The organism is Halomonas sp. JB37, from assembly GCF_002332255.1.
Lineage (GTDB): Bacteria > Pseudomonadota > Gammaproteobacteria > Pseudomonadales > Halomonadaceae > Vreelandella > Vreelandella casei.
In genome coordinates this window covers 3,629,241-3,651,614 of sequence record NZ_NRGW01000001.1, presented here as the reverse complement: position 1 = coordinate 3,651,614, position 22,374 = coordinate 3,629,241, and the positions used below count along the sequence as shown (strand labels likewise).

Here is a 22,374-nt window from a genome sequence, read left to right as displayed (position 1 = left end):
CGTTAGGCGTCCTGCATTTGCTTATGGCGTTTCTGCATTTTTTTGAGGATGCGATCACGCTTAAGTGGCGACAGGTAGTCAACAAACAGCACGCCTTCAAGATGGTCATATTCGTGCTGAATGCAGTGTGCCAGCAGGCCTTCTGCCTCTAACTCGTAGGCATCGCCGTTGCGATCCAGCGCGTTGAGCTGCACTTTAAGATAGCGCGGCACTTCGGCGTAATATTCCGGGATCGACAGGCAGCCTTCCGACAGCGGCTCTTTCACGTCGCCTATCGGGGTGTAGCGCGGGTTAATGAGCACCAGCGGCTGGGAGTTATCGTCGCTGACATCCATGACAACGACACGGCGGTGGACATCGATCTGAGTGGCGGCTAGACCGATACCACGAGCGTCATACATGGTCTCCAGCATATCGTCGACAAGCGTACGTACCTCATCGTCGACGGTTTCCACCTCAGCGGCCTTGGTGCGCAGGCGCTCATCGGGGAATTCAAGAATAGGAAGTTTGGCCATGGCGTTACAATCACCGTTATGCTGAGTCTAAATTAAGTCAAACTAGGCCGTGAGCAGCGTCGTCCAGCCTAAGTACTTTATGATGGGCCACTATACCATGCTGTCAACGTTTCTGGGCATGCGCGCCCACTGCTCACAGCGTTTCATCATCTACATCATCATCGCACCGGGGAGAGCAGGATGGCGATAAAACAACACCTTTCTCGTCGCGCTTTTGGCGCACTGTCGCTGAGTGCCGCGTTGCTAGTAGGCGTTGCTTGTGCCGCTGAGAATGGCCAGCGGGTAGTGACGCTTTCACCTCAGGTGCCTGTTTCGATAGACGTAGCGCAAGCCTTTTTACGACAGCATCGCGTGGTCAATAGCGCTGAAGACATCAACGAGCTGGCCTACGTTGTCGCCGGTGAGGATCGCCGCTTGATGAGTGGCGCGGGCGATAAGCTCTATGTGAGAGGCGACGTCCCACGCCACGCTCAAGTGGGAATTTACCGCCAGTCAGCGCCTTATCAAACGCTGGATGGCGCGCCCTTAGGCATCGAACTTATTAACGTCGGCATTGCTCGGCATGTGAGCGATGACGGCGACATTGTGCAGCTTGAAGTGCTTAGCTCCCATCAGGAAGTGCGGGTTAACGATCTTGTTTTACCGCTACCAGAGCCTGCGCTGAGTACTGAGCTGATCCCGCGTGCGCCATTAACGTCAGTGGAAGGGCGCATCATTGCCGTGCCTGATGGCGTGCGCTTTATTGGGCGCCTGCAAATCGTTACGCTGGATCTGGGCCGCCTTGATGGTCTGCAGCCAGGCCACGTGCTGCAGGTTGAGCAGCAGGGTGAGCGGGTTAGCGATCCGCGAAGCGAGGAGATGATTCAGCTGCCCAGTACCGAGGCGGGCAGCGTTTTGGTGTTTAAGCCCTTTGATCACGTCAGCTATGGGCTGGTAATGCAGGCATCGCGCGTGCTGGAAGTCGGTGATCACGTCTCTTCATCGGTTCGTTAATTAGGCGGGAAGCAGCAACGTTGGTGAGTAAGGAGGAGGTATGAAAACGCAGCAATGGCTGGTTATCAATGCGCTGCCTGGTATGGGCGCACTGCGGATTGCGCAGTTGGTTGCCCGTCAGCCTCAGTGGCCGGAAGGCTGGCTGGCAGCGCTGCCGAGCCGCGCAGCCAAAGAGCTGCGTGTGTGGCTTGAGCATCCTGCTCGTAGCCCGCTGCAAAAGGTGGTTGATGACACGCTGGCATGGCAGAAAAACACCCCTAATCGGCATGTGCTGCACCGCGACCACCCCGCGTGGCCGGCACTGTTGAATGAAGTCGCCGATCCGCCGGTGGTGCTGTGGGCCCAGGGCGACCTTGACGCACTGGAAGGGCCTAAGCTTGCCATCGTGGGAACCCGCCGCCCGACCGGCGAAGGCAGCCACAATGCACAAACGTTTGCCCGTGACTTAGTGCGTCGTGGCTGGTGCGTGGTCAGCGGCATGGCGCTCGGCGTGGACGGGGTTGCTCAGCGTGCAGCACTGAAGGCGGGCGGCAGCACGATCGCCGTACTGGGCTGCGGCGTTGATGTGATTTATCCCGCCTCACATCGTGACCTGCACGAACAGCTCAGCCAGGTACCTGGCGGGCTGCTGCTGTCGGAACACCCGCCTGGCACGGTAGCGCGGCCAGCGTTCTTTCCTCGTCGCAATAGAATCGTCACCGGCCTTGCCCTCGGCACGCTGGTGGTCGAGGCAACCGAAAAAAGCGGCTCGCTGGTCAGTGCGCGGCTCACGTTAGAGCAGAATCGTGAATTATTCGTGCTACCCGGTTCACTGCATAACGTGCAGGCAAGCGGTTGCCTTGCGCTATTGCGCCAGGGAAGTGCCTCGTTGGCCTGTAGCGTTGACGATATCATCGCTGATCTTGGCCACTGGGCGGGGGCGTTTATCCCTGAGCCGGATGCCATTCAACCGGGCTTGGGGGCGTTGGAAGGTAACCCGACTAGCGCGGAGGCGCTACCGGATACGCTACTAGAGGCGCTGTCGGCTACGCCAACGCCTATTGATTTACTGGTGCACGCAACCGGTGTGACGGTCAGCGATTGCCAGCAAAGGTTGCTGATGCTGGAGTTAGACGGCTGGGTAACCCAGCAAGCCGGAGGCTGGGTACGGCTGCCGCGCCCATGATAGGATAAAGCCATTAAAGGCACGTTAGCCCTGACGGTGAGGAGAGACCATGAGCCTGGCGACCGATCTAACCCCTGCGATTAGCGCGCTGCGTGTCGGGGGCGTGATTGCATGCCCTACGGAAGCTGTCTGGGGGCTTAGCTGCGACCCTGGAAATGACGAAGCCTTGGCGCATCTTATGCGCATGAAAGAGCGCGACCCCGCAAAAGGTCTCATCCTTGTTGCCGCCAGTATCCAACAGTTTCAGCCTTGGTTAAGCCAGCTGCCGCTTACTATGCACGCGCCTCTGGCCGCTAGCTGGCCTGGACCTAATACCTGGTTAGTGCCTGATAGCGGTCGTAGTCATGGGCTCGTGCGTGGCGCCCATACGCGGGTAGCGCTCCGCGTGACCGACCACCCGGTGATGAAAGCGCTGTGCGAAGCCTTTGGTGGCCCGCTGGTGTCAACCTCGGCCAACCGCTCGGGAGAGCCGCCTGCGATGAGCGCCGCTGAGATCACCAGCATCTTTGGTGCTGAAGTGGCCCATTTGGTGCAAGGCGAGCTAGGTGGCAATGCCAAGCCCAGTACCATTAGAGACTTAGCCACCGGTAAAATCATGCGTTCTTAACCGGCGCTCCCACTACTTACTATTCTCCAATCACTATTCACTACCCAGGAGTTACCGTGGCCCACGAGCATCTTGATGACGTTAAACGCTATCTTCTGGATTTGCAGGGTCGGCTCTGTGCAGGCTTAGCTCAAGCCGATGGCGAGGGTCAGTTCAAAGAAGATAGCTGGAATCGTGAAGAGGGCGGCGGTGGCCGTTCCCGGGTGTTAACGAACGGTGGCGTGTTTGAAAAGGGCGGCGTCAATTTCTCGCATGTTTACGGTGCCCAGCTTCCGCCGTCGGCCACCGCCGCGCGGCCTGAGCTTGCCGGGCGCAGCTTTCATGCGCTGGGCGTTTCCTGGGTGCTGCATCCTGAAAACCCACATGTGCCTACTAGCCATGGCAACGTACGCTTTTTTATCGCTGAGAAAGCCGGAGAGCCGCCGGTCTGGTGGTTTGGTGGCGGCTTCGATCTGACGCCCTTTTACCCGGTGGTGGAAGACGTACAGCATTGGCATCGCGTCGCCAAAGCGGCCTGCGACCCGTTCGGAAACGATGTTTATCCACGCTACAAAGCATGGTGCGATGAGTACTTCTACTTGAAGCATCGTGATGAAACGCGCGGCGTGGGCGGGCTGTTTTTCGACGACCTAAACGAAGGCGATTTCGCAGAATGCTTTGCCATTCAGCAAGCGGTGGGTGACAGCTTCCTAGATGCTTATTTGCCTATTGTAGAGCGCCGTAAGCAGGATGCCTGGGGTGAGCGCGAGCGTGATTTTCAGCTCTATCGGCGCGGTCGCTACGTGGAGTTTAACTTAGTGTGGGACCGCGGCACGCTGTTTGGCCTACAAAGCGGTGGGCGCACAGAATCTATTTTGATGTCGATGCCGCCGCTCGCACGCTGGGAATACGCCTTTACGCCCGAGCCAGGCAGCGCTGAAGCTGATCTGCAAAACTTCTTACACCCCCGGGACTGGCTAAACGAAGCCGCCGAGGGCGTGCCTCACCGAAACTCTATTGAAGCGCCGTTATGACCGATTACTACTGCGTGTTTGGAAATCCAGTCAAACACTCCAAGTCGCCGCTGATTCACGCCGAGTTTGCTCACCAAACGCAGCAAGCGGTTGAGTACACTGCCCAAGAGGCGCCAATCGATGGTTTTGCGGGTGCCTGGCAAGCATTTGTTGAGGTGGGAGGGCGCGGTGCCAACGTTACCGTGCCGTTCAAAGGCGATGCTTTTGAACTATGCGATACGCTGAGCCATCGAGCCGCCCGAGCCGGAGCGGTGAATACGCTAATAGTGGAAAACAATGGTCGCACCTACGGCGACACCACCGATGGCATCGGGCTAGTACGTGATCTGGCCTATCACCGGGTGGCGTTAGCGGGAAAGCGGATTTTGGTCATGGGGGCAGGCGGTGCTGTGCGCGGCATACTTGAACCTCTGCTTGCCGAACAGCCCAGCGAAGTCATTGTGGTCAACCGTACCGCCGCCAAGGCTGAACAGTTGGCCCGCGATTTTGCTGATCTGGGACCTATCACTGGCGGTAGTTTTGACACGATTGCCGGGACGTTTGATGTAGTGATTAACGGCACCAGCGCTAGCCTTACAGGCGCTTTACCGCCGCTACCTGATGCGTTGTTTAATACCCATGCCTGGGCCTACGACATGATGTACGGTGCAGAGCCGACGGTATTTTTGCAATGGGCTGGGCCACGTGGCGCTAAGCTGTTAGACGGCTTAGGCATGCTGGTCGAGCAGGCCGCAGAGTCATTTTTTTTGTGGCGAAACGTGCGTCCGGATACGGCTCCCGTGCGTGAAAGGCTGCGCCAATCGCTCAACTATACATAGTTTACGTTACAAGCAGCCCAGGTGATAAATCGTTTCAATAAGGTTTAGCACGCGTCGTTAATGGGCTATAAAAAAAGCGGGGCCGGATAACTAATCCGGCCCCGCTTTTTTAAACGCAGGCTATCAAGGGCGCGGGCAGTTGGGCTTACGGCCATTGCTGCGGGCTTGCTCATAGGTAGCCAGAGCCTGATCCATATTGGCTTGTAGGCCTTCAATCCGATTACCTTGGCCGGGGTGAGTCGACATCCACTCAGGGGGCGCGCCGCCGCCGGTGGCGGCCTGCATGTTTTCCCATAGCGTCACGCTTTGACGTGGGTCAAAGCCCGCTTGCGCCATCAGATCCAAACCAATCACGTCGGCTTCACTTTCATGCGCCCGAGAGAATGGCAGCACGATACCGTACTGGGCACCCATGCCCAGTACGCCCATCAGCTGTTGGCCGCCGGCGGACTGCATGCCTGATGCACTGGAAATAGCCGATAAGCCTAGCGATGTGGCGTTCTGAGTGGAGGCGCGCTCATTAGCGTGGCTTGCCAGCACGTGGCCGACTTCATGCCCAATGACCGATGCCAGTTGATCCTGGCTAGTGGCCACGTCCAGCATGCCTGTATTCACGCCGATATAGCCGCCGGGCAATGCAAAGGCGTTGGGCTGTTCGGATTTAAATACGCGGGTTTGCCAGTCTAACTGCTGCTGCTCGGCGGGGAGTGCAGCGATAACAGCATCGGCAATACACTGCACGTAGCGTTGGCTAGTTTGATTGGCAGCGGGAAGCTCTTGCTGGTACTGAGCAAACGCCTGACTGCCCATTTCGTTAAGTTCGCTGTCAGACATCAATAGCAGCTGCGAACGTCCTGTGGGCGAGGTGGTACAAGCAGCGATAGACACACATAAAGCGGTCATAGTAAAAGGGCGAAGCCAGCGCATAAGACGTTTTCCTTTTAGACGAATGAGTTTCTTGTTCATAAGATAGCCGCTGAAAGCAGTCAATCAATCCTTGCTATCATAACCTACCTAAAGGGTAAGTATTGATGCTGAACGGCATCGCCACGTAAGGCCCTTGACTGAAATAGCTTATCCTTGCGGTATTAGCTGACCATCAGCGCCCACGTTCAGACGAATGGTCGGAGTCAATAACCCTGCGGGAAGCCGCATACCTAGCCCGCGTAGATCCCCTGGCGTAATCGCCAACTGGCTGCCGGCTGGTAGCTCGCCTTGAGTGGCTAATTGGCTGGCAAGCTCAAGCATGGGGGCCATGCGCTGAGTGTCGGTGGCTAGCACGTCAAAGGCAACTGGCAGGCGTAAGTTAGCATCGTCGCCGGAGGTCAGCGTAACGTCTTGCTTATATTGGCCCTGAACAGGGTCAACGCCGGGCATATCTAGCGTCCAGCGAAAGCCTGACATTTCGACCGGTGGCATGCCCGCGGGCAACCCCAGGCCCATGGCAACGGTGGCTTGTATGGGTAGGCTTCCCGCACCGAGACTAGAGGCGATCAGGCTGGTTAGATCACTGGTATCTAGCCCTGCTTTGATGTTGTATGGGCCAATGCGCACATCTTCAATGCCCAGCGAATTTATCGCCAAACGAAACGCAAATAGCCCTGTTTGGGGTAGGGCAAGACAGCCGGCCAGCAGGCTGGCAAGGCCCAGCATGACTAACCAGCGAAAGCGCAGAGCAGCATTAAACATAACATTCCTCGTAAGGCGAGTAAGGCAAAACGCCCGCTTGACGATGCAAGCGGGCGAATGTGAATCACAAGGTAAAACGTTAGCGCATTAGCGACGGCTCTTGCGCGCCTCTTTGGTGCGATTAAGCTCGCGTTTCTTGGCCTTCTCTTTGTCACTGGCCCCCGCCATGTGGTCGAACGGGTTGCTGCCCGAACGAAACTCAAAGCGAATCGGCGTTCCGCGAACCTTCAGCACTTTACGGAAAGTGTTGGTGAGGTAGCGGCGATAGGCTTCTGGCACGGACTCAGTTTGATTGCCATGTACCACGATAATCGGCGGATTACTGCCGCCCTGGTGCGCCATACGAAGTTTAATCCGTCGCCCCTGTACCATCGGGGGTGGGTTTTGGCTTACCGCATCCTGCAGCAGGGTCGTTAGGCGATTGGTCGACCAGTGGGCATTGGCCGCGTCAAAGGCACGGTCAATCGAGGGGTAAAGATCACCCACCGCAGTGCCGTGCAGAGCGGAGATAAAGTGCAGCTCTGCGTAGTCAGCAAAACCTAGGCGGCGCTTGATCTCAACGCGCATTTTCTCCTTGGCTTCGCTCTCTAGACCATCCCACTTATTCACCGCCAGTACCAGCGCGCGCCCGGTGGTCAATACATAGTCGAGTAGGTGCAAATCCTGCTCAACCAAGCCGCTGGAACCGTCCAATACCATGATCACTACATGCGATTCTTTGATCGCATCTAGGGTTTTGATGATAGAAAATTTTTCGGTGATTTCGCGGACGTTCTTGCGCCGCCGAATGCCCGCCGTGTCAATCAATACATAGGGCTTGCCGCGGCGTTCAAAAGGAATTTCGATAGAGTCACGGGTCGTGCCAGCCTCATCAAAAACCACCACCCGGTCTTCACCGAGCAGACGATTGACGAGGGTTGATTTGCCGACGTTAGGTCGGCCAATCACACCAATGCGAACGCCCTTGCTGCCGGTGTCGGCAGGAATGCTGGCATCGCGCTCGGGAAACGGTTCAAGCACCACGTCGATTAACGTAGAAACATTGCGCCCGTGTGCGGCGGCAATCGGCCATGGGTCGCCAAGCCCTAATGACCAGAAGTCGCCCATGGCCGAATGTTCTTCTAGGCCGTCGGTTTTATTCACTACCAGCCAGGTTTTTTTCTGATTAACCCGCAGGTGGTTAGCAATCGCTTGGTCTGCGGGCATGAGGCCGGCGCGCGCGTCGACCATAAACAGCACAATATCGGCTTCATCAATAGCCGCGAGTGACTGCTCCGCCATCGCGGCGTCGATTCCCTCTTCGTCACCGCTGATGCCGCCGGTATCAATCACCGTATAGACTTTATCGCCCAGCATGCCGTTGCCATATTTGCGATCGCGGGTGAGGCCCGGAAAATCGGCCACGAGTGCATCACGCGAACGCGTTAGGCGGTTAAACAACGTCGATTTGCCCACATTGGGGCGACCGACTAAAGCAATGACGGGTGTCATGGAGTGACTTCCAGGGTTTCCAGGCGACCATTGTTGGCCTGGACATGAATGGTGCTGCCTTCAGTGACGGGGCGCACGCTAATGCCTGATTTGTGCACGCGCGTACGTCCGACAATGTCGCCTTCGCGTGCATCGATCAAGTGAAGGTAGCCTTCAAAATCACCGACCACAATGCGGCCACCGGCAAACGCAGGAGCGGTTAGCCAGCGATCTTCTAAATCTTCGTTGCGCCAAACTTCTTGGCCATTGTCTGCATCTAGCGCTACAACGTTGCTGTCATCGGTGACGATATAAAGCAAGTTACCGACCAGCAGCGGCGTATGGCGGCTGGAAAGGTTTGCTTCCCAAAGCAGGTCGCCTTGGGTGGCTTCCAGTGCGACGACGCGGCCGTTATAGCTGGTAACAAACAGGCGACCATCGGGGGTGATAATCGGCTGGCCGGAAAGATCTACCAGACGCTCTACTTCGCTACGCCCACGCGGAGTGGCGACCTGCAGCTCCCAAAGTGGCTGGCCGGTGCGGTTATCCAACGTCGCTAAGCGGCCATTCGCTAAACCGATAAAGCTGACAGGATCAATCACCATCGGCGTACCGGTGCCGCGCAGCGTTAGCGACGGCTGTGAGCTAGTGTATGCCCAGCGCTCTGCGCCCGTGGCGCGGTCCAGCGCGGTGATTTGACCATCAACGCTTTGCACGATCAGCAGCTGCTGGTTAGCCTGTGGCGCGGCCAGCACTTCACTGGATACCCGAGCGCGCCAGCTTTCACTACCATCACGCTGATCCAGCGCGATCACTTCACCGTTGCCGGCTAAATAAACCTGGCCAGCAATCGCCGTTAGCGCGCTGGAAATAGGCGTTTCAATATCTATTTTCCACTCAACGTCGCCGCTGTCTGCATTCATTGCCATCACAACACCGTTGGCGTCAGCGGCAAAGACGCTGTCGCCTTCACGAGCAGGCGCAATAGGGTAGCGTGCATGGCCTAAACCATCGCCAATGTTGCGCCGCCACTGGGTGTCCAGCGACGCGGTTTCATTGAAACTGCGCAGTTCTTTCGGCGTGTAGGCAGGCTCGCCTTTACTGGCACAACCAACTAGCAGGGCCAACGTCAGAGCGCCTAAACCAGCTCGCATCATGTGTTTGGTAATCATTGTGTCGCCTCCTCAGCGCCGAGATCGTCAAGCTTGAACTGCACGCCGTAAAGCGGCTGGTCTTGCGTTTGGGCAAGCTCCATGGCGTTTTCCCATGCATCGCGAGCAGCATCAGTGTCGCCTTTGGCAACGAACGCATCACCGCGCACGTTTGCTCGCTGAGCAGCCAGCGCATCGCTAATCGGCTTTTCTAGCAGCGTGAGCGCTTCATCGGGGTTGCCGTCGGCAAGCTCTACTCGCGCTAAGCGCAGCCAAGCAAGACTCTGCACGTAGCGGCGAGAGGAGTCATTGGCAACGCTTTCTAAGGAGGCTTTGGCGCCCTCCAAATCATCTTGCTGCACGGCTAAACGCGCATCGAGCAACAAGGCAAGTTCGGCATACAGCGTATTGCCATGCTCTTCATTCAGCTCACTGACCATCTCACGTACGCTGGCCACGTCGTCATCGGCAAGCTCATTGTTCGTGGTCATGTTAACGATCTGCTGGTAGAGCATGGATGCGGCTTCTGACTGGCCCTGCTGATAATTTTGCCAAGCATGCCAACCGAATACGCCCGCTCCCGCGAGGACCGCGCCTGCTACCAAGGAGATTCCATTTTCTTTCCACCAGCGCTTGACTGCGTCTAGCTGCTCTTCGTCGCTTCTCAGCTCCGCCACGGGCGGCCTCCTATTTTAGTGGGTATGCACGAACAGGCACCCTGTGCCTGCTGGGCGTTAAGCATTAATGGCTAACAGTTCGCGTAGCGTATCGCCTAGCGCTGCAAAAGACGCTCGCTGCTGTTCGCGGTCATCGCGTAGAAATTTGAGCGTCGCCGACTGCTCAGCAATTTCATCTTCGCCGAGCAGTATGGCCATGGTGGCGTTACTTTTATCGGCTTTCTTCATACGGCTTTTAAAGCTACCGCCGCCGCAGTGAAGCTGCAGGCGAAGTGTGGGAAGCTCACTACGCAGCTGCTCGGCCAGGGTGATTGCCGCCAGAGTGGCGTTATCATCCATTGGCAGTAAGAAGACGTCACAGCCGCCAAGCGCATCGTCGGGAATTAACTGCAGGGTTTCAAGCAGCAGAATTAGCCGCTCAATGCCCATGGCAAAGCCTACCGCGGGGGTCGGTTTGCCGCCTAGCTGTTCGACGAGGCCGTCATAGCGCCCACCTGCACACACGGTGCCCTGGCTGCCCAGCGCTGTGGTGGTCCACTCAAATACGGTGCGGCAGTAGTAATCAAGCCCGCGCACAAGGCGTGGATTGATGACGTAGGGAATGCCCGCCGCCTCAAGTATCTTAGTGAGCTGCTCAAAATGTTCGCGTGATTCAGTATCCAGGTGATCCATCAACTGCGGTGCCGCATTCAGCATGTCGGCCATTGCCGGATTTTTAGAATCCAGAATACGCAGCGGATTACTGGTCAACCGGCGCAAAGAGTCTTCATCCAGAACGTCGCGGTGCTGCTCAAAATAGGCAACCAGCGTGTCTCTATAGGCCGCGCGCGCCTCAGATGAACCCAGCGAGTTGAGCTCTAAGGTGACGTGTTCCATCAGGCCCAGCTCTTGCCATAGGCGGGCAGAGAGAAGAATCACTTCGGCATCTATATCAGGGCCGTCAAAGCCAAAGGTTTCGACGCCAATTTGATGAAATTGACGATAGCGGCCTTTTTGCGGGCGCTCGTAGCGAAACATGGGCCCCTGGTACCACAGCCGCTGGGTTTGGTTATATAGCAGGCCATGTTCCATCGCCGCGCGCACGCAGCTGGCGGTGCCTTCCGGGCGCAGGGTCAAGCTCTCGCTGTTGCGATCGTCGAAGGTGTACATCTCTTTTTCAACGATGTCGGTCACTTCACCGATAGAGCGTGCAAACAGCGCCGTTTGCTCAACAATAGGCGTGCGAATTTCGTTGAAGCCGTAACGCAGCATGAGCTGGCGCACTTTGGTTTCAAAAAATTGCCAGCGCGGGCTATCGCTGGGTAACAGATCGTTCATGCCACGAATGGCTTGAATCTTTTTAACGCCAGTCTTGCTCAATGAAAACTCCTTAGTCTGCCTTTAGGCGCCGCGCGTTCAGAGTCTTGGTGTGAAACTCATTCTGGCGGGCTTGGCAGTACACCCCAGCGCTTAAGTGCTGCGGGCAATCATGTCATCTTGCTGCTGCTGTTTTTCGCGTACTTTGTCGCGAATCAGTCGCTCTAAATCATCTACCAGATGGTCATTGCGTAGCTTGCTGGCCGGTTTTCCATCGATATAAACCAAGTTAGCGGGGCTGCCGCCGGTAAGGCCAATATCGGTCTCTTTGGCCTCGCCTGGGCCATTAACCACACAGCCAATCACCGATACATTGAGCGGCGTCATGACGTCTTCCAGCCGCTCTTCCAGCTGGTTCATGGTGTCGATAACGTCAAAGTTCTGGCGCGAACAGCTGGGGCAGGCAATAAAGTTGATGCCTTTAGCGCGCAGCTTGAGGCTTCTGAGCATGTCAAAGCCGACCTTGATCTCTTCTACCGGGTCGGCCGCCAGCGAGACGCGGATGGTGTCGCCAATGCCATCCATTAACAGCATGCCTAGGCCAATCGATGATTTGACGGTGCCTGAGCGCAGCCCACCCGCTTCGGTAATGCCCAGATGCAGCGGTTGCTCAATGCGTGCAGCAAGGTCGCGATAGGCGGCTACCGCCATAAACACATCCGAGGCTTTTACGCTGACTTTAAATTCTTGAAAGTCGAGACGATCGAGATGATCAATATGGCGCATGGCCGATTCAACCAGCGCGGCCGGCGTCGGTTCGCCGTACTTTTTCTGCAGGTCTTTTTCCAAAGAACCGGCGTTAACGCCAATGCGAATGGGAATGCCGTTATCCCGGGCTGCGCTAACCACTGCCCGCACGCGATCTTCCCGACCAATGTTGCCAGGGTTAATGCGCAGGCAGTCTACGCCAAGCTCAGCAACGCGCAGGGCGATTTTGTAATCAAAGTGAATATCGGCAACAAGCGGCAAGTTGACGAGTTTTTTGATTTGGCCAAAGGTTTCCGCAGCGTCCATGTCAGGCACTGAGACGCGCACAATATCCGCACCGGCTTTTTCCAGCTGCTGGATTTGTGCCACCGTGGCGGCGACATCAAGCGTGTTTGTATTGGTCATGCTCTGGACAGAAATCGGCGCATCACCGCCAACCGCTACGTTACCAACGTGAATCTGGCGGGAAAAACGGCGTTTAATCGGAGAAGGGGCGTGCATAGGGCGGGTCACTCTCCCAGGGTAAATCGGGCTACGTTATTGGCACCGGCTTGGGCGGGAAGGTCAACTTCCTCACCCTGGTAGCGCAGTTCAACACCGGTGGCATTGCCTATCGTTAAACGAAACGGGGGCTGGCCTTCGACGCTGGTGGACGTGCCGGGCGTTTGCAGGCCAACAAAAATGCGCTGATTGGTGGCGTCAAAAATTTCGGTCCACGACTGCTCGTTGAACGTTAGTTCAAGAGCGTTGGCGTTCGTCGTGGCTGTTGCGTCGGCGGTGTCCTCAGGATCACTTTCTACCGCTGCGGTTTCTGCCGGCGGCGCGTCATCGGTATCGACCAGCGTCGGCGGGTCGATAACCGCGACGGTATCGGCGCCGCCCGCTTGCTCTTGGGAAGCCGGTGCTGCGTTTTCATCGCCGCTGGTAATGCTGGGCTCGACGGCGGCACTTTCTGCTTCCGGCGGCTCTGCTGGCGCATTCACCGTCTCTTCTGTGGACGAAGAACCAAGGCCGGGCGGTTCATTGCCACCACGGCTTTGCCACCACATTACCGTTACCGCGATTAGTCCAACAATGACCAGCAGAGTAACGAGTTTGAACAGCCAGGCGCCAATGCGGGAAGGCGGCCGGGTAGTCGACACCGGGATGACCTTGCGCTCAGCATCGATACTGCCATGGCGGGCCTGATAAGCCTCAAGCACGAGACGGTCATCCATGCCGAGATATTTTGCGTAGGCGCGCAGGTAGCCGCGGCGATAGGCGGCTACGGGGATTTCTTGGTAGTTATCTTGCTCTAGCCCGTTGACCACGGCCGGGCGCAGGTTCAGTGCGCGGGCGGCATCGGCGAGCGGCACGCCAAGCTGTTCTCGCTGGCGGGAGAGAAGCTCACCGGGAGAAACGGTGTTGGTGCTATTAATGACGCTTTCTTGTGACTGTGTATCGCTCATGGCTGAGCATCCTTCATTAAATAAGCGGTGATCAGGGCGTCAATCAGTCGGTGCCAAGCTGGCGCTGGTAGTCGGCGGCGACGCTATGGTCGCCGCGGGCATGGGCGATATCAACCGCCATTTCTAGCGCCGCTTGGTCGGGCTCAGCGAGCTGTAAATAAGATTGCAGCGGTGCCCAGGCCTGAGCGTAATTGCCCTGCGAATATTCGAGTTCAGCTAACATTAAATAACCGCGCGCATTGCGCGGATCAATACTTTGCGCACGCTGCAACCTGGCGCGTGCATCATCAAATTCTTCCAGCGCCACATAACACTGCCCCAGGTTGGTAAATAGCTGGGACCGGTTGGCGTACTGGGCATCCTGGGATGCAGTTTCTAGCTGTTCACAGGCGGGGTCAAACTGGCCCTGGCCATACAAGAACGCCGCATAGTTGTTACGGGCGCGTGTAAAGTCAGGTTCAGCGTTAACCGCTTGTTGAAAATAGTCGTTGGCCAGTGCATTTTCGCCCTGGTGCTGGTAAACCAATGCTAGCGCTTGCAACGCTTCTGCATGGTGAGGGGCAATATCGAGCGCCCGGTCCAGTGCATTAAGCGCGCGGGGAAGATTGTCGCGCTCCAGATAAGCGACGCCAAGCTGCGTATAGGCATCGGCTGCTGCTGGGTTAGCTTGGGGTGAAACCGTATTGGATGAAGCACAGCCAGCAAGCCACAGGCTGCCGATAAGCACGGTCAGCAGGTGCACCCGAATTGGGTGTTGGCGCTTGCGGTGAGCGATCATATCAATCCTCTCGTGGTGAACGTCCAACGACTAATAACAGTGCAAATAGAGCATAACGCCGTGACAATAAAAACCGTGACCATCAAAGCGCCGCGCTAGGCGGAAGTCAAGCCAAGCCCTGTTTTGTACCCGTTGCGTTAGTCGGCATCAAGCTGTACCGACTGGATATGGCGCGCGCTGCGTTTAGTACGGTCTTTCACGAGCCCAACTAACTGGCCGCAGGCGGCATCAATATCTTCACCGCGAGTTGTTCTCACCGTTGCATTGTAGCCTTCATCGTAAAGCCACTGCTGAAAGCGCATAACCTGGTTGCGCGACGGTTTTTCGTACCCGGAATTAGGGAACGGATTAAACGGAATCAGGTTAATCTTACACGGCAGCTCTTTAAGCAAAGCGGCGAGCTGCTCTGCGTGCTCCTGCTGATCATTGATGTCTTTGATCAGCGTATACTCTATGGTGATCTGCCGATTGTCTGGGCCTTTGGACAGGTAGCGATGGCAGGCATCCAGCAACGCGCGAATGTTATATTTGCGATTGATGGGTACCAGCGTATTGCGCAGCTCGTCCGTTGAGGCGTGCAGCGAAATGGCCAGACTAACGTCTATTTCATCGCCGAGCTTGTCGATCATCGGCACAACGCCGGAGGTCGACAGTGTCACGCGGCGCTTAGACAGGCCATAGCCGTTATCGTCAAGCATCAGCTTCATGGCCGGCACAACGTTATCAAAGTTGAGCAATGGCTCGCCCATTCCCATCATGACGACGTTGGTTACCGGGCGATTAGCCGTATCACGGCGCGGGCCAACGCTACGCTGAGCGACCCACACCTGGCCAATGATTTCAGCCGCGGTTAAGTTGCGCTGAAACCCTTGCTTGCCGGTGGAGCAGAAGCTGCAATCCAGCGAGCAGCCGACCTGAGAAGAGACGCAGAGCGTACGGCGCTTGCCGTTCTCAGCCGGAATCAATACCGTTTCTACGTAGCTGCCATCTTCTACTTCCAGTACCCACTTGCGGGTGCCGTCGCTGGAAGTGCCTTCATAGACTACCCCAGGGCCACGAATTTCTGCTACCCGCGCCAGTTTTTCACGCAGCGGTTTGGAGAGATTCGTCATGGCAGCAAAATCATCGCTACCCTCTTGATGAATCCACTTCATTAGCTGCGCAGCACGGAATTTCTTTTCGCCAATCGACAAAAAGAACGTTTCCATCTGCTCGCGGGACATGCCGAGCAGGTTGTGGCGTTCAGGTGACGCTTTGACAGCAGGTGTGCTGGCGGCATCAGAACGAGGAGCGGGCGTATGTTGGGCTACAGTGGTGGTCATGGCGGTCAGCGTTAAAGAGAAGGGCGGAGGCGTAGCCTCCGCAAAATGGCCGGCAACGAAAGTCGATACGGCGGCGCTAAAAGTCAGACTTAGCGCGGGCAAATTTCGTCGTTGCCGAAGAAGTAGCTAATTTCGCGCTTAGCGCTTTCTGCAGAATCAGAACCATGGACAGCGTTGGCGTCGATTGTTTCCGCGAAATCGGCGCGAATTGTGCCAGCAGCGGCGTCTTTCGGGTTAGTGGCACCCATCAAGTCGCGATTTTTAGCGATGGCGCCTTCGCCTTCAAGTACTTGAACCACAACCGGGCCAGAGGTCATGAAGCCAACGAGGTCTTTAAAGAAAGGACGCTCTTTGTGCTCGGCGTAAAATCCGCCAGCTTTCTCTTCAGAAAGGTGTACCATTTTGGCCGCTACTACGTTCAGGCCGGCTTTTTCAAAGCGAGCGATGATCTCACCGATAGCATTTTTGGCAACGGCGTCAGGCTTGATAATAGAAAGAGTGCGTTCAGTAGCCATGCGAATGGTCTCCTTGAGTTCTTGAAAAAGAATTAAGCAAAAATTGCCGCCTCAGAAACCCAGGGCGGCCAAGACAAAATGATTTGGCTAATGTGGTTCAGCAGTAAGCGCATTTAAAATGCGCACGGGAATGCCCCGGCTGCCTGAACTCAGATATCCAGGGGCGCGATTATAGCGCTTAAGCCGGGGGATGAATACCGGTGATGAAACCTCGCTGCACATAGCTTAAACGGTAAAGCTCTCGCCGCAGCCGCATTCATCTTTTACGTTAGGGTTATTAAACCGGAAGAAGCGGTTGAGTCCTTCGCTAACGTAATCCACTTCACTGCCGTTGAGCATCTCTACAGCATCGGGCGCAACGTACACGCTGGCGCCGTGGGCTTCAAAATGCACTTCTTCTTCACTGATTGTATCGGCGAAGTCGAGCACGTAGCTAAAGCCTGAGCAGCCGCTAGGTTTGACCGAAACCCGCAGGCCCAGGCCTTGGCCGCGCTCGTCAAGCACATGGCGGATCTGCTGTGCGGCAGCCGGTGTAATGTTAAGTGTTGCCATGGGGCGTCCTCCTTAAAAAGTGTCAGCCGCTTAACGTGGCGGTGCACGTAAACTGCTCACCGCGTGGCGAATGAGCGTTAGCGCATGATCAATGTCGGCTTCGGTGGTGAAGCGGCCAAAGCTAAAGCGCAGCGATGAAAGCGCAAGCGAGCGTGGCGTGCCGATGCCAAGCAATACGTAGGAAGGATCGACGCTGGCCGAGTTGCATGCTGAGCCGGTGGATACAGCGACGTCACGCAGCGCCATCAGCAGCGATTCACCGTCGACCCCTTCAAACGCCAAGTTGAGAATGTTAGGCACAGCGCTATCGAGCGGCGTATTGGCAAAAATGCCCTCTACGCCTTGTAGTCCGGCTAAAAAGCGCTGCTGCAAACGGCGGATATGCGCGTTGTCGTCATCGAACTGTTGCTGCATTAAGGCAAGCGCTTCACCCATTCCCGCAATTTGATGGGTCGGCAGCGTTCCGGAGCGCATGCCGCGCTCGTGGCCGCCGCCGTGAATGAGTGCCTCAATGCGAATATCCGGATGGCGCTTAACATAGAGCGCCCCTACGCCTTTCGGGCCGTAGGTTTTGTGCCCAGAAAGCGACATCAAGTCAATTTGCTGAGCCACCACGTCGAGCGAGATGCGCCCCGTTGCTTGCGCCGCATCGGTATGGAACGCGGCGCCAAATTCATGGGCGACGCCCGCCAGCGCGGCGATATCATTAATGCTGCCCAGCTCGTTATTTACGGCCATTAACGAGACCAGCGTGGTGTCGTCACGCATGGCAGCGCGCAGCTGCTCAGGCTGAATGCAGCCATCGCGCCCTGGCGTTAGCCATGTCACCTCAAAGCCTTCTTTTTCAAGCGCGGCAGCGGTATCAACCACCGCTTTGTGCTCGATTGTAGAGGTTGCTAGGTGCATGCCGCGCTCGCGATTAGCGCGCATAAAGCCAGTCAGCGCTAAATTGTTCGCTTCCGTGGCACCGCTGGTCCAAACAATCTCTCTAGGATCGGCACCAATGGCATCGGCCACCTGGCGGCGCGCCTGCTCGACCACCTGTTCCGCCTGCCAGCCGAGCATGTGGCTGCGCGATGCGGGGTTGGCAAACAGCTGGTCAACCGTTAGGTAGCGCTGCATGACCTCTACCACGCGCACGTCAACCGGCGCGGTGGAGGCATAATCTAAGTAGATTGGCAGCGTAGGCGTGGTCATGGTTAAGGTACCGGCGGTTTATTAATAATAACGACACAAGAAGCGCTAATGAATGGCTGGCGCTAAGGCGATGAGACCAGAATGCCGGCGTCAGCGCGCTGATCCTGTCGCGCTGCTATCTTTATGACATCAGGACGCAGCATCAGTTGTGCCAGGGTCATTTCGTCAAGAAAGTGACGAATCTGAATAGACAGCTCGCACCATAAATGGTGGGTCAGGCAAGTGTCGCCCTGCTGGCAGTCTGAAAGCCCTCGGCAGCGTGTGGCATCAACGCTTTCATTTACCGCGTCAATGACGTTCGATACGCTAATCGCTGTTGGCGGCTGCGACAGCAAGTAGCCGCCGCCCGGCCCGCGCACGCTGTCAACCAAGCCAGCGCGGCGCAAGCGAGCAAACAGCTGCTCTAAATAGGAGAGCGATATTTCTTGGCGTTGGGAAATATCGCTTAGGCTGGTCGGGCCGTTATGGGCATGCAGCGCTAAGTCGAGCATGGCGGTAACGGCGTAACGGCCTTTGGTGGTCAAGCGCATGGCAAGCACCTCGACGCTGAACCCTCAGCGCTAACGGCAAATGTGTCGCCATTATGGGAAAGCCTGAGTGCTTTGGTCAACTATTACTCGGTGGCGGCGCTGTTGGCCCGCTGCCTAAATCGTTAACAGAGGGCGCCGTTGAGCGCTTTTCGACGCTAGAGCAGGCGCTATCATGTTCATCCAGAATGTCGGCAAAATCTTCGTTGCGTAGCGCAGGCAAACGACCTTCGCGGTAGTCGCCGTCTAGTTTGCGCAAGGTCGAACACATATGTTCGATGCGTTCATCCACCGCATGCATATGATCAAGCATCGCCTGCATCGAGCGTGCAACGGGGTCTGGCATGTCCTGGCTAACGCCGTACGCATCAAAGCCAAATTTCTGGCAGATGGCTTCACGGCGAGCCGGGTCGACGTCCAGGGCTTCTTCTACATCGGGGTCGGCGCGCTTAACAATCTTGCCCGGAATGCCGACGACCGTAGCGCCAGGGGGAACTTCTTTGGTGACCACTGCGTTAGAGCCAATCTTGGCCCCGGCACCCACGATAAAGGGGCCGAGTATCTTGGCGCCAGCACCGACAATAACGCCATCCTCAAGCGTTGGATGGCGTTTGCCTTTGTTCCAACTGGTGCCGCCGAGCGTGACGCCTTGATACAGCGTCACGTTATTGCCGACTAGAGCGGTTTCACCAATCACCACGCCCATGCCGTGGTCGATAAAAAAGCGTCGCCCAATGGTAGCGCCTGGATGAATCTCAATGCCGGTCAGCCAGCGCGAGAAGGTTGATAGCGTCCGTGACAGCCATTTGAGATTTTTCTTCCACAGCCAGTGGCTGCAACGATGTAGCAGCAGCGCGTGCAGGCCAGGGTAGTTGGTCAGCACCTCAAGAAAGTTGCGTGCGGCGGGGTCGCGCTCAAATACACTGTTGATGTCTTCACGCAGGCGTTGAAACATAAGAAGTCCTTGGGTGCGACAACGAATTTTAGAGGATACTGCGATGTTGGGGCGTCTGCCGATGACTTCAAGCTACGTCGGTTAGCGCTAACGCCGTGGATTGCCGGCGGCTTTGTCGGTAGCCGATAGGATTCCACGCAAAATATTGATTTCCATGCGCTCAGGGCGAGCGCGCAAGTATAAGCGGCGCAGTCTCGCCATTAGCTGTCGCGGTTGGGCCGGGTCATGAAAATCAATGTCAACTAGCGTACGTTCTAAATGCTCAAAATAGTGCTCAATTTCTGCATGCGTTGCCAGCTCTTCTTCATCGACAGCTGCCGCGGGCGGCGTATCGGCTTGGCCAAGCCACGCCATACGACACTCATAAGCCAGCACTTGAACCGCCGCTGCCAAATTGAGTGAGCTAAAATCAGCATTGGTGGGGATATGCACATGGGCATGGCACCGCTGCAGCTCAGCATTGGTAAGGCCGCTGTCTTCGCGCCCAAAGACCAGCGCGATGCGGGCACCCTCGGGCTGACACTCTGCGGGCAGTCGGCCCGCTAATTCTCGCGGAGAGAGCATTGGCCAGGGCAGCGTACGCGAGCGTGCGCTGGCGCCAACGGCTAAGGTGCAGTCAGCCACCGCTTCTTCTAGCGTTGTATGTACGCGCACTTGATGAAGCAGGTGATCAGCCCCTGATGCGCGGGAAATACTGTCCTGAGTCAGTACCTCACAGCGGGGGGCGACGAGAGCTAAATCTGCTAAGCCCATGTTGTGCATGGCGCGTGCCACGCCGCCGATGTTGCCAGGATGGCTAGTGCCAATTAGAACAATGCGAATGCGCTCAAGCATGATAGGGCCCGGTAAATAGTGCTCGGTGATCAATAAGGTGTAAAACGCGCAGTCTAGCATGAGTCGATGGCATGCCCGAGAACGGTCTGCTAGAATTGCGCCCCAAAGGCGACTATACGCGCCTGCGCTTAGCGCTCTGTTGTTTGCTTTACACCCCGTTCTTTAACATCACTGTCACAAGGCCCGATCATGAATCCTATGGTCCAATTTACGCTGCGTGCTGCACGCGGCGCTGTTGAACATTTTATGCGTGTACGCGAACGTATTGAAAACGCTCACGAAGAATTTAACCTTGATCGCCTGCTCGATGAGACGGCGCGCAAGGCCGAAGCAACGATTGTTCAGCAGTTGGAACGCGGTTATCCCCAGCACGGTGTTACCGGCCGCTTTACACCGCATAGAGCGGGTGAAGGCGAAGGTGCGGATGTCGTCTGGAAAATTGAACCAATGCACGGCTATTCCAATTTAGCCGTTGCCGGTACGGGCTTTGCACTGTCAGTGGTGTGTCTTATCAAAGGTCGTCCCGAGCACGCGGTGATTATTTCCCCGTTCGGCGACGATGAATATATCGCCAGCCGCGGTCGCGGCGCTCAGCACAATGACAAACGCATGCGCGTTAGCAAGCCCACTGCCATTACGGGTACGCGCATGGCGATGAGCCTACCGGAAGCCTGGCTGCGCACTCGTCATTTACCTGCTTACTTAACCGTTAGCCAGCAGCTCGCCCCGCAGGTAGAAACATTGCTGGCGACGGGAAGCGGTCTCTTGGATTTGTGTGAACTCGCCTGTGGCCGCGTTGACAGCGCCTTCGTGCTGGGTCTGGAAGAGCAGGATATGCAGGTGGGTACACTGTTCTTGAAAGAAGCCGGCGCCCTAATGGGTACACCTGACGGCCAGCCGACGGTAAAAGTAGAAGGGCTGCTGATGGCCGCTGGTCCACGCCTTTATAAGGCGCTGGTTAAGCAGTTGACGCCGCACTTTTAAAGCGCACTGCCCAGCTAAGCACTTCGAATAAGTTAAGCACTTCGAATAAGTTAGGCGCTGCGAATCATGTCAGTGCATCGAATAAAAAAGGCCCCTGCTGGGAAACCAGCAGGGGCCTTTTTGTAGGCTCGAGATACTCAGTTAAGAAAGGGTGCCGTTAAGGCAGCTCTTCCTCTTCTTCGTCGGTCTCTTTTTTGGTCGGTATCAGGTCTTCTCGTGACAGCTTCAACGGTAGCAGTAGCGCCGCGGCAATGTAGATAGAAGAGAACGTGCCAACCCCGATGCCAACCAGCAGCGCGATGGCAAAGTTTTCGATCATATCCCCGCCCAGTAGCAGCAGAGCGAGCAGTACCAAAATGGTGGTGCCCGATGTTGCCAGTGTGCGGGAAAGCGTGGCGTTAATCGCTTCGTTAAAGATCTGCGGCATATCATCGATTCGAGAGGTTCGGATCATCTCGCGAATGCGGTCATAAACCACGATCGTGTCGTTCAGCGAGTAACCGATCACCGCCAAAATGGCCGCCAGTACGGTAAGGTCGAACTCGAGCTGAAAGAGGGCAAAAACGCCCACTACGATCACGACATCGTGTAGTAGGGCCAGCAAAGCGCCAATCGCAAACTTATACTGAAAGCGCAGCGCCACGTAGACCATGACGACGCCCAGCGCTACCAGTAGGCCTAGGCCGCTTTGGTCGCGTAGCTGGTCGCCTACCTGTGAGCCAACGAATTCAGCGCGAACAAGGTTCACGCTATCGCCACTCGCTCGCAGTAGGTTAACGACTTCGGCACCTACGTCAGCGTCAAACGCTTGCTGTAGGCGAATCAAAATTTCTGTCGATCCGCCAAACGTCTGCACGGAAACATCTTGAAAGCCGCTTTGTTCGAGCAGCACGCGAATTGCATCGAGTGAGGGCGCTGCGCCGTAGCGCACCTCAATCAGCGTGCCGCCGGTAAAGTCCAATCCCAGGTTGAGCTGCTGGAATAGGATGGCGCCAATCGACACAATTAATAGCAGGGCGGAAACGGCAAACGCGATGTTGCGCCGTCCCATAAAGTCGATTCGCAGGTGTGATAGGGGTTTCATTACCACCTCTTAAGTT

24 protein-coding genes are annotated in these 22,374 nt (G+C 56.4%); 6 read left to right on the top strand and 18 right to left on the bottom strand.

Going from position 1 to position 22,374, the window contains the following annotated elements:
• Window positions 1-2 precede the first annotated feature (2 nt).
• The gene (def, locus tag CIK78_RS16965) at window positions 3-515 is read right to left on the bottom strand and encodes a peptide deformylase (protein ID WP_096282078.1); all 513 of its coding nucleotides are present in this window, start codon (window positions 513-515) and stop codon (window positions 3-5) included.
• A gap of 180 nt (window positions 516-695) precedes the next feature.
• On the opposite strand from def, the gene CIK78_RS16960 reads away from it, so the two are divergent.
• Genes CIK78_RS16960 through aroE form a run of 5 tightly spaced genes read left to right on the top strand, consistent with a single transcriptional unit; the run spans window position 696 to window position 5,111 of the window.
• Window positions 696-1,508: a peptidoglycan-binding protein gene (locus tag CIK78_RS16960; protein WP_096282077.1), complete on the top strand. Its 813-nt coding sequence runs from the start codon at window positions 696-698 to the stop codon at window positions 1,506-1,508.
• A gap of 40 nt (window positions 1,509-1,548) precedes the next feature.
• Window positions 1,549-2,673 (top strand): DNA-processing protein DprA, encoded by a 1,125-nt coding sequence (gene dprA / locus CIK78_RS16955; RefSeq protein WP_096282076.1) that lies wholly within the window; start codon window positions 1,549-1,551, stop codon window positions 2,671-2,673.
• A gap of 49 nt (window positions 2,674-2,722) precedes the next feature.
• Complete coding sequence (locus CIK78_RS16950; protein ID WP_096282075.1) at window positions 2,723-3,280, top strand: L-threonylcarbamoyladenylate synthase; 558 nt, start codon at window positions 2,723-2,725, stop codon at window positions 3,278-3,280.
• A 56-nt stretch (window positions 3,281-3,336) separates the two neighbouring features.
• Window positions 3,337-4,293, top strand: a complete 957-nt coding sequence (hemF, locus tag CIK78_RS16945; protein ID WP_096282074.1) for an oxygen-dependent coproporphyrinogen oxidase — start codon at window positions 3,337-3,339, stop codon at window positions 4,291-4,293.
• A complete protein-coding gene (gene aroE, locus CIK78_RS16940) occupies window positions 4,290-5,111 on the top strand; it encodes a shikimate dehydrogenase (protein ID WP_096282073.1) in 822 nt (273 codons plus the stop codon). The genes hemF and aroE overlap by 4 nt, the downstream gene beginning before the upstream one ends.
• 123 nt (window positions 5,112-5,234) lie before the next feature.
• Here aroE and CIK78_RS16935 read toward each other — a convergent pair whose 3' ends face one another.
• The 16 genes from CIK78_RS16935 to CIK78_RS16860 form a co-directional block, all read right to left on the bottom strand.
• Entirely contained in the window at window positions 5,235-6,038 is an 804-nt protein-coding gene (locus CIK78_RS16935) for a M48 family metallopeptidase (protein ID WP_096282072.1), read from the bottom strand.
• Between the two features lie 147 nt (window positions 6,039-6,185).
• On the bottom strand, window positions 6,186-6,800 hold the full coding sequence (locus CIK78_RS16930) for a hypothetical protein (protein ID WP_096282071.1): 615 nt from the start codon (window positions 6,798-6,800) through the stop codon (window positions 6,186-6,188).
• 87 nt (window positions 6,801-6,887) lie between these two features.
• Window positions 6,888-8,291 carry a ribosome biogenesis GTPase Der gene (gene der / locus CIK78_RS16925; RefSeq protein ID WP_096282070.1) on the bottom strand — a complete coding sequence of 468 codons (1,404 nt, stop codon included), beginning with the start codon at window positions 8,289-8,291 and terminating at the stop codon, window positions 6,888-6,890.
• Entirely contained in the window at window positions 8,288-9,442 is a 1,155-nt protein-coding gene (gene bamB, locus CIK78_RS16920; RefSeq protein ID WP_096282069.1) for an outer membrane protein assembly factor BamB, read from the bottom strand. Before bamB ends, der begins: the two co-directional genes overlap by 4 nt.
• Entirely contained in the window at window positions 9,439-10,098 is a 660-nt protein-coding gene (locus CIK78_RS16915) for a tetratricopeptide repeat protein (RefSeq protein WP_096282068.1), read from the bottom strand. Before CIK78_RS16915 ends, bamB begins: the two co-directional genes overlap by 4 nt.
• A 57-nt stretch (window positions 10,099-10,155) precedes the next feature.
• Window positions 10,156-11,457: a histidine--tRNA ligase gene (hisS, locus tag CIK78_RS16910; protein ID WP_096282067.1), complete on the bottom strand. Its 1,302-nt coding sequence runs from the start codon at window positions 11,455-11,457 to the stop codon at window positions 10,156-10,158.
• Window positions 11,458-11,547: 90 nt separating this feature from the next.
• Complete coding sequence (ispG, locus tag CIK78_RS16905) at window positions 11,548-12,663, bottom strand: flavodoxin-dependent (E)-4-hydroxy-3-methylbut-2-enyl-diphosphate synthase (RefSeq protein WP_096282066.1); 1,116 nt, start codon at window positions 12,661-12,663, stop codon at window positions 11,548-11,550.
• Between the two features lie 8 nt (window positions 12,664-12,671).
• Entirely contained in the window at window positions 12,672-13,610 is a 939-nt protein-coding gene (locus tag CIK78_RS16900) for a RodZ domain-containing protein (protein ID WP_096282065.1), read from the bottom strand.
• 43 nt (window positions 13,611-13,653) lie between these two features.
• Window positions 13,654-14,388: a type IV pilus biogenesis/stability protein PilW gene (pilW, locus tag CIK78_RS16895; protein ID WP_096282064.1), complete on the bottom strand. Its 735-nt coding sequence runs from the start codon at window positions 14,386-14,388 to the stop codon at window positions 13,654-13,656.
• A gap of 137 nt (window positions 14,389-14,525) precedes the next feature.
• The gene (gene rlmN / locus CIK78_RS16890) at window positions 14,526-15,710 is read right to left on the bottom strand and encodes a 23S rRNA (adenine(2503)-C(2))-methyltransferase RlmN (RefSeq protein ID WP_096282433.1); all 1,185 of its coding nucleotides are present in this window, start codon (window positions 15,708-15,710) and stop codon (window positions 14,526-14,528) included.
• 89 nt (window positions 15,711-15,799) lie between these two features.
• Entirely contained in the window at window positions 15,800-16,225 is a 426-nt protein-coding gene (ndk, locus tag CIK78_RS16885; RefSeq protein WP_096282063.1) for a nucleoside-diphosphate kinase, read from the bottom strand.
• 225 nt (window positions 16,226-16,450) lie between these two features.
• The gene (locus CIK78_RS16880; protein WP_096282062.1) at window positions 16,451-16,777 is read right to left on the bottom strand and encodes an iron-sulfur cluster assembly accessory protein; all 327 of its coding nucleotides are present in this window, start codon (window positions 16,775-16,777) and stop codon (window positions 16,451-16,453) included.
• Window positions 16,778-16,807: 30 nt separating this feature from the next.
• Window positions 16,808-17,974: an aminotransferase class V-fold PLP-dependent enzyme gene (locus CIK78_RS16875; protein ID WP_096282061.1), complete on the bottom strand. Its 1,167-nt coding sequence runs from the start codon at window positions 17,972-17,974 to the stop codon at window positions 16,808-16,810.
• A gap of 62 nt (window positions 17,975-18,036) precedes the next feature.
• A complete protein-coding gene (locus CIK78_RS16870; protein ID WP_096282060.1) occupies window positions 18,037-18,504 on the bottom strand; it encodes a Fe-S cluster assembly transcription factor in 468 nt (155 codons plus the stop codon).
• 76 nt (window positions 18,505-18,580) lie between these two features.
• Complete coding sequence (gene cysE / locus CIK78_RS16865) at window positions 18,581-19,456, bottom strand: serine O-acetyltransferase (protein WP_096282059.1); 876 nt, start codon at window positions 19,454-19,456, stop codon at window positions 18,581-18,583.
• Window positions 19,457-19,543: 87 nt separating this feature from the next.
• On the bottom strand, window positions 19,544-20,290 hold the full coding sequence (locus CIK78_RS16860) for an RNA methyltransferase (protein WP_096282432.1): 747 nt from the start codon (window positions 20,288-20,290) through the stop codon (window positions 19,544-19,546).
• A 189-nt stretch (window positions 20,291-20,479) separates the two neighbouring features.
• Here CIK78_RS16860 and CIK78_RS16855 point away from each other — a divergent pair, with 189 nt between their 5' ends.
• Complete coding sequence (locus CIK78_RS16855; RefSeq protein WP_096282058.1) at window positions 20,480-21,274, top strand: inositol monophosphatase family protein; 795 nt, start codon at window positions 20,480-20,482, stop codon at window positions 21,272-21,274.
• Window positions 21,275-21,431: 157 nt separating this feature from the next.
• Here CIK78_RS16855 and secF read toward each other — a convergent pair whose 3' ends face one another.
• Complete coding sequence (secF, locus tag CIK78_RS16850; protein WP_096282057.1) at window positions 21,432-22,358, bottom strand: protein translocase subunit SecF; 927 nt, start codon at window positions 22,356-22,358, stop codon at window positions 21,432-21,434.
• Window positions 22,359-22,374 lie beyond the last annotated feature (16 nt).

What these genes read in the sequence shown, in the direction of transcription:
- der (WP_096282070.1), bottom strand. Translation starts at nt 8,291, where the DNA reads ATGACACCCGTCATTGCTTTAGTCGGTCGCCCCAATGTGGGCAAATCG.
- secF (WP_096282057.1), bottom strand. Translation starts at nt 22,358, where the DNA reads ATGAAACCCCTATCACACCTGCGAATCGACTTTATGGGACGGCGCAAC.
- CIK78_RS16930 (WP_096282071.1), bottom strand. Translation starts at nt 6,800, where the DNA reads ATGTTTAATGCTGCTCTGCGCTTTCGCTGGTTAGTCATGCTGGGCCTT.
- rlmN (WP_096282433.1), bottom strand. Translation starts at nt 15,710, where the DNA reads ATGACCACCACTGTAGCCCAACATACGCCCGCTCCTCGTTCTGATGCC.
- bamB (WP_096282069.1), bottom strand. Translation starts at nt 9,442, where the DNA reads ATGATTACCAAACACATGATGCGAGCTGGTTTAGGCGCTCTGACGTTG.
- ispG (WP_096282066.1), bottom strand. Translation starts at nt 12,663, where the DNA reads ATGCACGCCCCTTCTCCGATTAAACGCCGTTTTTCCCGCCAGATTCAC.
- cysE (WP_096282059.1), bottom strand. Translation starts at nt 19,456, where the DNA reads ATGTTTCAACGCCTGCGTGAAGACATCAACAGTGTATTTGAGCGCGAC.
- CIK78_RS16960 (WP_096282077.1), top strand. Translation starts at nt 696, where the DNA reads ATGGCGATAAAACAACACCTTTCTCGTCGCGCTTTTGGCGCACTGTCG.
- def (WP_096282078.1), bottom strand. Translation starts at nt 515, where the DNA reads ATGGCCAAACTTCCTATTCTTGAATTCCCCGATGAGCGCCTGCGCACC.
- CIK78_RS16875 (WP_096282061.1), bottom strand. Translation starts at nt 17,974, where the DNA reads ATGACCACGCCTACGCTGCCAATCTACTTAGATTATGCCTCCACCGCG.
- CIK78_RS16935 (WP_096282072.1), bottom strand. Translation starts at nt 6,038, where the DNA reads ATGCGCTGGCTTCGCCCTTTTACTATGACCGCTTTATGTGTGTCTATC.
- CIK78_RS16880 (WP_096282062.1), bottom strand. Translation starts at nt 16,777, where the DNA reads ATGGCAACACTTAACATTACACCGGCTGCCGCACAGCAGATCCGCCAT.
- ndk (WP_096282063.1), bottom strand. Translation starts at nt 16,225, where the DNA reads ATGGCTACTGAACGCACTCTTTCTATTATCAAGCCTGACGCCGTTGCC.
- pilW (WP_096282064.1), bottom strand. Translation starts at nt 14,388, where the DNA reads ATGATCGCTCACCGCAAGCGCCAACACCCAATTCGGGTGCACCTGCTG.
- CIK78_RS16900 (WP_096282065.1), bottom strand. Translation starts at nt 13,610, where the DNA reads ATGAGCGATACACAGTCACAAGAAAGCGTCATTAATAGCACCAACACC.
- aroE (WP_096282073.1), top strand. Translation starts at nt 4,290, where the DNA reads ATGACCGATTACTACTGCGTGTTTGGAAATCCAGTCAAACACTCCAAG.
- CIK78_RS16860 (WP_096282432.1), bottom strand. Translation starts at nt 20,290, where the DNA reads ATGCTTGAGCGCATTCGCATTGTTCTAATTGGCACTAGCCATCCTGGC.
- CIK78_RS16950 (WP_096282075.1), top strand. Translation starts at nt 2,723, where the DNA reads ATGAGCCTGGCGACCGATCTAACCCCTGCGATTAGCGCGCTGCGTGTC.
- dprA (WP_096282076.1), top strand. Translation starts at nt 1,549, where the DNA reads ATGAAAACGCAGCAATGGCTGGTTATCAATGCGCTGCCTGGTATGGGC.
- CIK78_RS16870 (WP_096282060.1), bottom strand. Translation starts at nt 18,504, where the DNA reads ATGCGCTTGACCACCAAAGGCCGTTACGCCGTTACCGCCATGCTCGAC.
- CIK78_RS16855 (WP_096282058.1), top strand. Translation starts at nt 20,480, where the DNA reads ATGAATCCTATGGTCCAATTTACGCTGCGTGCTGCACGCGGCGCTGTT.